The sequence below is a fragment of the Candidatus Hydrogenedentota bacterium genome, assembly GCA_018005585.1.
In the GTDB taxonomy this organism is placed as follows: domain Bacteria; phylum Hydrogenedentota; class Hydrogenedentia; order Hydrogenedentales; family JAGMZX01; genus JAGMZX01.
The window spans coordinates 15598-26320 of the sequence record JAGMZX010000081.1 but is presented as its reverse complement, the minus strand read 5'-3'; the positions used below and the strand labels follow the sequence as shown (position 1 = coordinate 26320).

Annotated in this window: 9 protein-coding genes; 5 read left to right on the top strand and 4 right to left on the bottom strand. The window is 60.7% G+C overall.

Annotated features, from left to right (window positions below):
• Positions 1 to 406: sugar phosphate isomerase/epimerase (locus tag KA184_14190; GenBank protein ID MBP8130725.1), on the top strand; the 406-nt coding region annotated here is incomplete at its 5' end.
• Between the two features lie 324 nt (positions 407 to 730).
• Here the strand turns inward: KA184_14190 and KA184_14185 are convergent.
• Positions 731 to 1171, bottom strand: a complete 441-nt coding sequence (locus KA184_14185) for a GxxExxY protein (GenBank protein ID MBP8130724.1) — start codon at positions 1169 to 1171, stop codon at positions 731 to 733.
• A gap of 354 nt (positions 1172 to 1525) precedes the next feature.
• Here KA184_14185 and KA184_14180 point away from each other — a divergent pair, with 354 nt between their 5' ends.
• From KA184_14180 to KA184_14165, 4 genes are read left to right on the top strand one after another with little or no spacing between them, the layout of a single operon-like run.
• The gene (locus KA184_14180; protein MBP8130723.1) at positions 1526 to 4138 is read left to right on the top strand and encodes a hypothetical protein; all 2613 of its coding nucleotides are present in this window, start codon (positions 1526 to 1528) and stop codon (positions 4136 to 4138) included.
• Between the two features lie 18 nt (positions 4139 to 4156).
• Entirely contained in the window at positions 4157 to 5065 is a 909-nt protein-coding gene (locus KA184_14175) for a glycyl-radical enzyme activating protein (GenBank protein ID MBP8130722.1), read from the top strand.
• A gap of 18 nt (positions 5066 to 5083) precedes the next feature.
• Entirely contained in the window at positions 5084 to 6889 is a 1806-nt protein-coding gene (locus tag KA184_14170; GenBank protein ID MBP8130721.1) for an SDR family NAD(P)-dependent oxidoreductase, read from the top strand.
• Between the two features lie 19 nt (positions 6890 to 6908).
• Positions 6909 to 7649 carry a TVP38/TMEM64 family protein gene (locus KA184_14165; protein ID MBP8130720.1) on the top strand — a complete coding sequence of 247 codons (741 nt, stop codon included), beginning with the start codon at positions 6909 to 6911 and terminating at the stop codon, positions 7647 to 7649.
• Between the two features lie 66 nt (positions 7650 to 7715).
• Here KA184_14165 and KA184_14160 read toward each other — a convergent pair whose 3' ends face one another.
• The 3 genes from KA184_14160 to KA184_14150 form a co-directional block, all read right to left on the bottom strand.
• On the bottom strand, positions 7716 to 8915 hold the full coding sequence (locus KA184_14160; protein ID MBP8130719.1) for an acyl-CoA dehydrogenase family protein: 1200 nt from the start codon (positions 8913 to 8915) through the stop codon (positions 7716 to 7718).
• The gene (locus KA184_14155; GenBank protein ID MBP8130718.1) at positions 8908 to 9678 is read right to left on the bottom strand and encodes an acetoacetate decarboxylase family protein; all 771 of its coding nucleotides are present in this window, start codon (positions 9676 to 9678) and stop codon (positions 8908 to 8910) included. Before KA184_14155 ends, KA184_14160 begins: the two co-directional genes overlap by 8 nt.
• A gap of 69 nt (positions 9679 to 9747) precedes the next feature.
• Positions 9748 to 10723, bottom strand: a 976-nt coding sequence (locus KA184_14150; GenBank protein MBP8130717.1) for a hypothetical protein, incomplete at its 5' end; no start/stop codon positions are given.

Genomic DNA, 10723 nt, shown 5'->3' with positions numbered 1-10723 from the left:
CGTTACGCTGCTGATGGAGACCGGCCAGGAAACCGCGCAATCGCTGCTGATGTTTCTTGACGCGATGAAGAAGCGCGGCGCCCGGAATATTGCGGTCAACTTCGATCCCGCCAACATGATCCTCTACAACATGGACAATCCGATTGAGGCGCTGCGCGCGCTCGTGCCGCACGTGAAGCAGGTGCATGTCAAGGATGCCCGGCGAACGTCAGTCAAGGGTCAGTGGGGCGAGGAAGTCGTCGTCGGCACGGGCGAAGTGGACTGGGTCGCGTTTGTCCGCATCCTGGCCGAGGCGGACTTCGACGGCGGCTATATCTTCGAACGCGAAGCAGGCGATAACAGGGTCGGTGACATCGCGCAGGGCATCCGCGCGCTGACCGCCGTAATGAAACAAGCGTCAGGTTGATGCCAGCACGCGCGTTGTCTTGTATATACTGCTTGGGGAAGAATCGGAGCATATGGGACTGACGCGAATTCTTGGCGCGATGCCCGCGAATGCATGAACCGGACACCCTGCGAGCAGGAATTCCGTCCTCGGAGAAAGCAGGTGGTTGTCGCTGACTTCTATGCACCTAATCGGACGTTTTCGATTCTCCGCGTAACGTCTTGCATAGCTGATAGTTGCAGCTTCTTACGCGTATCGGCATAGGATTCTCATTGCGCCAGCATGTCGGCAATGGATACGTCCGGTGCGCTGTCTTTCTCTTTCGTTTTGATCGTTTCCATCGTCCTATCCTGCTTGGACAGGATAATGGGATTTACAGGATGGACTCAGAATGCCCACTGTTTTCTTGGCTTCAATATTTTCCGTGCCGAAATTCAAGAGTAAGCCAACCGGTTTTCCAGTGGCGACAAGGCAATTCACCAACTGTGCCTCATGGGCTTGGCTTAGACGACGCACGGATTTCAGCTCCACTATGATCGTATCATGTACGACGATATCAGCCACCAAATCGCCAACAACGACGCCTTCGTATTTAGCGTTGACAGGCTGTTGCGCCACCGCGTGCAGGCCATTGGGGTCAATCTCAATCATCATGCAGTTCTCGAAAACGCTTTCCGACAAGCCGAACCCCATATGGTTGTATACGGGAAAGGCACAACCAATGATCGTTTCGGTCAAGGCCGCACGTGATATCCTGTGAATACTGTCATCCCGTCCAATATACATCCCAATATCATCTACAGGCCCGCCGCGCTCAGCCCCACGCGGCTCCCAAACGCTCGGAGACACTGTAGCACAATGCCACTACTTCCGGATGGATGCGATCAGCCTGCTCCACCCTGGACCGTCAACGTCAACGTTTAGAGTCCCGCCGTGCATGCATTCAACGTGAACAGGAGCTGACCCCCCGGGTCTTGAACTCGTCATCCGTTCACGCGTCTGTCGGGACATTCTACCGGATCACTCACCCTTGAAGAGATGAGAGCGGTCGTCTTCCGGTACGGAAAACCTGTTCCACTTTGTGTATACTTGGTCCAGTGGCCAGGCAGCCGCTTCTAAGTACACGGGAGCCGCCCGCTTATGGTGTTGGACATCGCAGCACGGGTTTCGGGGGACAGGGCCGCACGGACCAGCGCGTCGGCGAGCGCGCGCATTGCCCGCATGCGACAGCGCTATCAGACGGGCCCCGCCTTTATCTCCGTCGAGCGCGCGCATTATTACACGGAAAGCTGGAAAGCGACGGAGGCGAAGGGTGTGCCGCTGCCCCTGCGGGTCGCGCTCGCCATGAAAAACGTCTACGAGAAGATGACGCACTATGTAGACGCGGATGACCGGATTGCGGGCTATTGGACGGAGCGGTTCCTGGGCGTTCCCATCGATATCGAGCGCGGGCAATTCAACAGCGTCTTCGAGGCGGAACTGACGATGCCGCGCCTCGTGCGTTTTCGCGCAAAGTCCATGGTCAAGGGCCTGGCGTATATGGTCCGGAAGGGTGTTCTGCGCGAGTTCCTGCGCAATCAGAAGCATATCCGTGCGAACGGCATGCCGGCGTTGAACATGGAACTGAAGACGATGGCGCGGCGCGCGGTGAATCCTTATCAGGTCGCGGCGCGCGACCGCAGGGTGTTGTTGCGCGAATTGCTGCCCTATTGGAAGGGTCGCACGATTGCCGACACGCTTCAGGCGGAATTACAGCGGTCGGGACTTTACTCGAAGGACATGTACGACTTCGTCGTCGCCGTGCCAGGCAATACCTCGCGACAAGTGATGATGATCAGCCCCGCGGCTAGCATCGCGACGATTCAGGGGCACGTCATCCCGGACTTCGACGCCGTGCTCGAAAAGGGCCTGCTCCAGATGGCCGCAGAGGTCGACACTCGGCGGCAGGATGCCGCGCCGGAAACGCGGGAGTTCTACGAGGCCGTGGGTTGCGCACTGGAAGGCGCAATGGTTTACGCGCGGCGTCTTGCCGAAGCCGTGGCTGAGGCCGTGGCCCGTGCGGATTCGCCGGAGCAGCGGAAGGAAATGGAAGACCTGCTCGCGGTATGCCGGCGCTGCCCGTTGCACGCCCCGGCAACGTTCCGCGAAGCTGTGCAGAGCCTGTGGACGGTGAAAGTGGCGCTCGAACTGGCGTATCCCGTCAATCTGCATTGTTTTGGCCGGCTGGATCAGCAACTCTATCCGTTCTATGCGGCGGACCTCGCGGCGGGCCGCATCACGCGGGAGGGGGCCACGGAACTCGTCGAGGAACTGCTGCTGAAGATTATGTCGTTGAACGTGCGCCCGGAATCCAACGTTCTCGGCAATTTCTATCATCGCTATCTTGGTTCGTCGCCGGTAACGCTCGGGGGAGTGAGACCGGACGGTACGGACGCGACGAATGAACTCACGTATGTCTTCCTCGATGCGGCGCACCGGTCGAAGGCGATTACCAATGTGACCGTTCGCATACACCCGGGCACACCGGATGCGCTTCTGGAGCGGGTGGCCGAGTATCTTCAGAAAGGGACCTCGAGTTTTTCGCTGTTCAACGACACGGTGAATATCGAGTCCATGAAACGGCGCGGCTTCAGCGAAGAAGACGCCCGCGACTACGCCGTCATGGGTTGCGTCGAGACGACCTGCCCCGGCAAGACGGGCGGGATGAGCGCCAGCGCGTTGCAGTTGTCGAAAGTGCTCGACATGACGCTGCGGAATGGCGACGTGCGCACGATTGCGGGCACGATCCGGAATGAGGGACTGCGCACGGGCGACCCGGCGTCCTTCGAGTCGCCCGAAGAACTCATCGAGGCCTTTCTCAAGCAAGCGCGGCATCTCATTGCGAAGATTGCGGAGGCGTCGAACCTTCGGGACCGCCTGTACGCTGAGCGCCTGCCCGCGCCCATGATTTCGGCGTTCATTCGGGGTTGCCTCGATAGCGGGAAGGACGTTACGCAAGGCGGCGCGCGTTACGATCTGGCCGGTATCTCGATGATCAACGCACTGGCGAACGTGATTGACTCGTTGCTCGTACTCAGAAAGCTCGTCTTCGAGGAAAAGCGGTTCTCGTTCCACGAGTTTCTGGCCGCCATGGACGGCAATTTCGCCGGGCGGCAGGATATCCTGAGCGCCATGCGGCAGGTGAAGGGCAAGTGGGGCAACGGCGACCCGGCGACGGATGCAATGGCTTGCCGCATCGCGGCGGAATTATTCGCGGATACGTACCGCTACACCAACTTCCGGGGCGGGCCGTTTGTCGTTTACATCATCAGCATGATTACGCACACCATCGATGGCCGACTCTCGGTGGCCTCTCCCGATGGGCGCAAAGCGGGCATGCCCTACGCCGCAAGCGGCAATCCGTACAACGTCGAGCATTGCGGCGTGACGGCGGCCATGCGGAGCGTGGCGGTGTTGCCGTTCGAGGACGTCATGGGCTGCGCCGTGAACATGAAATTTCACCCGAATGCGATGGGCAATGGCTCTGCCGGGCGCGCGAAGTGGGTGGCGCTGCTGCGCACCTATTTTCAGCTGGGCGGGCCGCAATTACAGCCGACGGTGGCCAGCGCGGAAATGCTGCGCGCCGCGCAACTGGAACCGGACCAACACCGGGACCTGATCATCAAGGTCGGCGGTTACAGCACTTACTTTGTCGATTTGGGTAATGAGATACAGGAAGAGATCATCGCGCGTACCGAACATGCAGTCTCGTGAGCAGGGGGCGCCGTTGTCTTGACGGGTATTGTTTTCGACATCCAAAGCTACGCCATCTACGACGGACCGGGCATTCGCACGGCGGTCTATCTCAAAGGTTGTCCGCTTCGCTGCTATTGGTGCCATAACCCCGAATCGCAACAACTTGCGCCCGAGATGGCCTGGCGGCGAGGGCGCTGCGCCCGTTGCGGCAGTTGCGCGGCGGCATGTCAGCAAGCGGCGCTGTGTGTGACAGCAGGCGGCGTCGAGCGGGACCGGGCGCGGTGTATTGTGTGCGGCGCGTGCATTGCGGCGTGCCCAAATGATGCGATGGAGAAAGCCGGCTACGAAGTCTCCGTTGAAGACGTCGTGGAACTGGTGTTGCGCGACAAGCCGTTTTTCGATAACTCCGGCGGCGGCGTGACGATTACCGGCGGCGAGCCCACCAGCCAGGTCGCGTTCCTGCTGGCGCTGCTTGAAGCCCTGCGCCGCGAGGGCATCCACACGGCCATCGAAACCTGCGGGCAGTTCCCGGCCGAAACGGCGCAATCCCTCATACCAGTGACGGACCTCTTCTTGTTCGACCTCAAACGCATGGATTCCGAAGCGCACCGGCGTGGAACCGGCGTTGGAAACGAACAGATTCTGGATAATTTCAGGGCGGTGCTTGCGCGCGCGGGCCACCAGCGTATTACGCCGCGCATACCGCTCGTACACAATTTCAATACTTCGCCCGGCGACGTCGAAGCTTTCATCGCTTTTTTGAAAACGTCCGGCTATGTTGGCGAAGTACATCTCTTGCCTTGCCATCGTTGGGCAAAGGGAAAGTACGATCGCGTGGGCCGTTCAGATGAATTCCGGGGCGACGGCGTCATGGAGGAGGGTGTGCTCGCCGGAATTGCGGCTCGTTTTGCCGCGGGCGGGTTTGTTCCGGTGTGTCACGGATAGATAAAGAGAGGACTTCCGTTGCGAGTACTGGTTACCGGCGCCGATGGGTTGTTGGGAAGCAACCTGGTCCGGCGTCTGCTCGACCACGGGTACGCCGTGCGCGTACTCGTCTACCCCGGCAGCCGGTCGACTTCGCTTGACGGATTGGATATCGAGCGCGCCGAAGGCGACTTGCTCGATGGCGGGGATGTACTCGCCAACGCGATGCGGGAGTGCGAGGGCGTCTTTCACGTGGCTGCCATCACGGACTTGTGGGCCGGCCCGGACCTAACGCGGCGGGTCAATCTCGAGGGCACACGAAACGTGCTCGAAGCGTGTCTCGGCGCGGGCGTGAGGCGTCTGCTGTTCGTCGGTTCGGCAAGTTCCTTCGAGCCGGGAACGTTGGCGCGGCCCGGCGATGAGTCGGGCGATTTTCCAGAAGTCTACACCGGCACGGCATACATGGAGTCGAAGCATCAGGCGGCGGAACTGGTGCGCACGTATGTGCGCGATAAGGGGCTGGATGCGGTCATTGTCGCGCCCACTTTCCTGCTTGGCCCTTACGACACCCGGCCCAGCGGCGGCGAACTGGTGCGCCGTTTCTGTGAAAACGGCATGCGCGTCACGTCGCCCGGCGGGCGCAACTTCGCGTATGCGCCGGATGTGGCCGAAGGGGTGCGGTTGGCGTTTGAAAAAGGACGCACGGGGGAGACGTACATCCTCGGCGGCGAGAACATGACGTATAAGGAGTTTTTCGGACGCGTTGGCCGCATTGCGGGCCGCGAAGGGCCGCAGCGCGTAATGCCGCCGCGCGTGGTTCTCGCCGCAGGCTCGCTGGCGTCGTTTATCGGCAAGGTCACAGGCCGTAAGCCGAAATTCAACAAGGACATTGCCCGATTCTCACTGTTGAACACGTACTACACGTCTGCGAAGGCCATCGCGGAGCTCGGCTTGCCGCAAACGCCCATAGAGACGGCTATCCGTGATTCCATACACTCGCTGGTTGAATATGGGCACCTGGCACTCCGATTCCAACAAGCATTTGCTGGCAAAGTCGCGCTGGTGACCGGCGCAAGCCGTGGCGTTGGCTTTGCTGCGGCGCGCGCGCTGGTGCTGCGCGGCGCGAAAGTCGTCATTACAGCACGCAGTCAACAACGCCTCGAAGCCGCGCGTGCGGAATTGGAGCAACTGGGCGGCCAGGTGGAAGCGGTTTGCGGCGATGTGGGCGTGTACCAGGACGCGGAACGAATGACCACGGCGGCTCTGGACCGGTTCGGCCGCATCGACATGGTGGTCAACAACGCGGGCGTATCCATGCGCGGCACATTCGAGGAACTTACAGCGGAGGTATGCCAGCGCGTCGTTGCTACAAATCTGACGGGCTGCCTGAACGTATCGAAGGCCGCCGTCGCGGAGATCGTGAAGAATCGGGGCAACATCGTTTTCATTTCCAGCATCGCGGGGCTATTCGGCCTGCCGGGCGCGTCGATCTACTGCGCCACGAAGAAGGCGCTTGGGGGCCTTACCGAATCGCTGCGGCTGGAACTCATCCCGAAGGGCGTGCATGTCGGCGTGGTGTATCTGGGGTTCACGGAACACGATCCCGAGAAGCGGATACTCGCGGCGGACGGCAGCCTTGTGCCGCCGGACCGACCCGCGCATCACACGCAGGCCCACGCCGCCGATCTTATCGTCAGGATGCTGGCCAGACGCAGGCGGCAGCTGATCATGACGCCCGCCGGCAGCGTGGGCGCACTGGTGTATCGAATCTCGCCAAGGCTGCTCGAATGGCTCATTCTGAAGGCACAGGCGGGACAGTGGGGCATCTACAAGCGTTTCTCATGAAACGGGAGCACCAACTATCGTGAAGGACGACGACGCGAGACCGTCTGGACAGAGCGAAGCCAACGGAAGGCTTTGGCACAAGACGTTCTACTTCTTCACCATCATCGCCGCCTGGTACGGATTGTCACGGTTGGTGCCGCTTGAAGCCTGGCTGGTGAGTGTCTTGACATGGGTCGAAAGCATGGGCTCTTGGGGACCGGTCATATTCATCGTGCTCTATGTGCCGTCGTGTGTGCTCATGTTCCCCGATATCTTTCCCAATGCGGCGGCGGGTGCGCTTTGGGGCGTCGGTGTAGGGGCCGTGGCAGTGTCTTTCGGTAGAATGATTGGCAGTGCAGCCACCTTTTTGCTCGTGCGGCGCATTGGAGGCCGCTGGATCGAGCGCCAGATGGCCGCGGACCCGAAGTTTGCCGCGGTGGCCGAGGTCGTGGGCCGAGAAGGCTTCCGCATTGTGGCGCTCTTGCGCCTTTGTCCGTTATTTCCCGTAATCATGCTCAATTACGGACTGGGCCTGACACGCGTCACGCTGCCCGCCTATATGGCGGCCACGCTCATTGGCATGATCCCCCGAACGGTATTCGTGGCCTATGTCGGTTCGGGTGCGCGATCGCTGGCGGACCTCGCGGGCGGCGGGGGAACGCCTGTGGCGGGCGATGCGGCGTTGTTCTGGACAGGTTTGGCGATAAGTCTGCTTATCGTGGTCATTTTGGCGCGGAAGGCGCGCAAGCTCATCAACGAAGCAACGCAGCAGTCACCCTGAGTCCCTTTGGGTGGCAGTTCGTCCTGACGGTGCAGTCTGTGGGGACGCCATCTGCGCGGCGCCTTATCACAGTAATGCAGCGCCCTTGATCGTCATGATCTCGTTCGTGGCGTCCATGATTTGGAGCAACTTGGCGTCGCGCATGTGCTTTTCGAGCGCATACTCCTTGGAAATGCCGTAACCACCAAGAATCTGCACCATTTCGACGGTGTGTTTCATCGCCATGTTTGTGGCGAAGACGCGCGCGGCGGCGGACATCTTGAGATCGCCCAGCCCTGTGTTGCCCAAGGTCCATGAGGCTTTCCAGAGCAGGCCGCGTGCCGCTTCGACGGCCTGGAATGCCTCGAACAGGCGGAACGCGACCGCCTCATGCTGGACGATTGGCTTGCCGAACTGGACGCGTTCCTTGGCATAGGACAGTGCTTCCTCGTATGCGGCGCGCAGGAGGCCGAGAGCGAGGCAACCTACGCCGATGTTGCCGACAGTCTTGATCGCATTGTGGACCATCGGGTAATGGTCGCCGGGCGGCATGATCATGTAGCCCTCGGGGATCCGTGCGGTCTCGAAAACAACTTCGGCCTGGTTCAACGCGCGCAGGCCTATCTTGTCCAGGGGCTTGCCTCGCGTTACGCCCGGGCCGAACGGCACGAGAAATACACCCGATCCGCAAATGCCTTTCGTGCGGTCCACGCATGCGAAAACCAGGAAGAGGTCCGCGATGCCGCCGTTGCTCACGAAACTGGATTTCGCGCCTTGAAGAACATAGCCTTCGCCATCCCGTGTTGCGGCCGTTTCGTGGTGTACCTCCAGGTCGCAATAGTTGCTGCCATCCGAACCGATGTTCGGTTCCGAGCTGCCCCAGGCGGAGATATGCCGTGCCTCGGAATCCTCACAAAAGGGCCGGACGTAGGCGTCGATTAATTCCGTCCTGTCGGGCGCGAGCACGCTCAAGAAGGCAGGCGCCACCGACGCGGCCAGCAGCCCCGCTGCGATGCCGGGGCCGGCCGCGGCGAGTTCTTCCCAGACCACGCCTCTGGTGACCGGGTCCAGGCCGAGCCCGCCGTGTTCCTCCTTGATCCCCATCTTGTGGAATCCGAGTGCGTACGCCTGCCGCATGGTATTGCGGAATACATCGCTGCAGAACACCTCTTCCGGCTGGGCCATGCGGTCCAGTTCTATTTCGGCGGGCCGCAACACTTCGCGCGCGAACGTCGCGGCCATGTCGCGGATGCGCTGTTGATCCTCAGAAAGCTCGAAGTCAACCATCGCCGAACTCCCAGTCGGTTCGCGAGAAGGCGTATGGCAGGAATGCCTGTGGGTCCACTTGCGCCAACACGCTGCCTGGAAGCAGCCGGTTAGTGCTGGTAAAGAAGTATGCGGCGATTACCTGCTTGCAGACGATCTCGCTCCAGGGATCGTGCGGCGAGTCCGCAAAGCTAATCTCGCCGGCGCCCATCTCGAAGGCATGATAGTCGAATTCGTTTCGCTGCCGTACCAGAAGCACCGGGCCATCGAAGCCGCGGCTCAGGTCCGCGGCGGGCATATACTTGAACAGGAAATTGGACCCGACCTTGAGCGGGGGTTCGTCAAGCTTCACGGAGAGTTCCGCGCGCACGGTGACGAATCTGATTCCGTGCCGTTCAATCCAGCCTTCAGCGGCGTTTCCTTCGCGATGCAACGCAACTTGGCCAAGCTTCTTGGGAAAGCCGTAGATATCACGGCCATTGTGCAGGCGCGCCTCGTCGTTCAGCGGCATGGACAAGCAGTAATTTCCGGTTTCGCCCTCATATTGACAGCGGATGAAAATCGCGCCTTCCTGATAAGCCGGACCGAGATTCGTCTCCGGAAAATCCGCGATATAGCACAAAGCCCATGGCTCCGCCGCGGGTTCAAGCGGCGGGGGCAACAGCCGCTTGATGACTTCCGGTTCTGTCTCGTACAGGATGCCCAGCATCCGCGCGCCGGGAAACACGCGCACGGCCCGCTCGAAGTATCCATCCAACTCCGCAAGTGTCTTAACAAAACTCATCGCGTTGTGTCTCCTTGCTTGCCTGTATCATATCTCAATACGCCCCGGTTCAGTTTGGACAAGCGTTCACTAAGGATACTCTTCGGCCAGTTCACCGGGCGGGATCGGCTGCCGGGGCAACGCGCCGTCATCGATGACGGCGCTGGCTTCCAGCAGAACCGGTTCGTATCCGAATGTGACCTTGCCGTAGGCCAGCCCGCGCTCCGGGTCGCAGAAGAACGCCGACGGTTGTGAGTTGACAGCAACTTGTCCCAGTGTGTTGCCACCGGTTCCGAGCACGACCCACTGTTCAAGTCCGGCCGGGCCGTAAAGGCGCAGCGAGAGTTTGCGCGCCGCGGCGTCCCACTGCTCCGAGATGCGCTTGCCGCCCCACTGGTGGTATGCCGCGCCCGGCGGCGCCTCTCGCAGGTGCAGCAACCGCACCTGGGAGGGGCGAAGTTGCGCCTCAAAGCAAGGGACGGCGTCTTGAGCATTCGACACAATCGAAACGTTGCGCCGGTGCAGGTCATAGATAGCGAGGGGCGCGGCACCCTGCACCAGTTGAAACGCTGCATCCGGAGCGGCAAGCGCGCAGGTTGCGGCTTCCGTGTTCATGTTTGCCATCACGAGGAGGCCCTCGTTCCAAGTGCGGTTGTAATAGAGAACGCTATAGGCGCCGGGCAGCGTGGTTGCAAGTTCTATCGGGGAACCGCATTCGTACAGGCCGAAATCATACTGCGCGAGGTTATAGGACTTGATGAAAAGCGGCTCCTTCGAGTGGACGCCCGCCGCATAAGGGAACTTGTCCGGCCAGAGGCGCCAATCGAGGTAACAGTACTGACCGCCGCCGGAGAGCAGGTCAAAGGCATAGGCCGTTTCCGAGGCACAACGCGTGGTTTCGCTGTCGCCCGCGAAGAGACAGCCTTGCGCGTACATGTTGCCGAAGCTGCCAAAGGTAACCCGGAACCCTTCGACCGAAGGGAAACTGTATCCTTCGCCGAAAAGGTGGCAGTCGAACGGGGCAATCACGGGCAACACGAATGCGCGGCTGCAGTGGTCGATGAGC

What these genes read in the sequence shown, in the direction of transcription:
- KA184_14185 (MBP8130724.1), bottom strand. Translation starts at nt 1,171, where the DNA reads ATGTATATTGGACGGGATGACAGTATTCACAGGATATCACGTGCGGCC.
- KA184_14180 (MBP8130723.1), top strand. Translation starts at nt 1,526, where the DNA reads ATGGTGTTGGACATCGCAGCACGGGTTTCGGGGGACAGGGCCGCACGG.
- KA184_14160 (MBP8130719.1), bottom strand. Translation starts at nt 8,915, where the DNA reads ATGGTTGACTTCGAGCTTTCTGAGGATCAACAGCGCATCCGCGACATG.
- KA184_14155 (MBP8130718.1), bottom strand. Translation starts at nt 9,678, where the DNA reads ATGAGTTTTGTTAAGACACTTGCGGAGTTGGATGGATACTTCGAGCGG.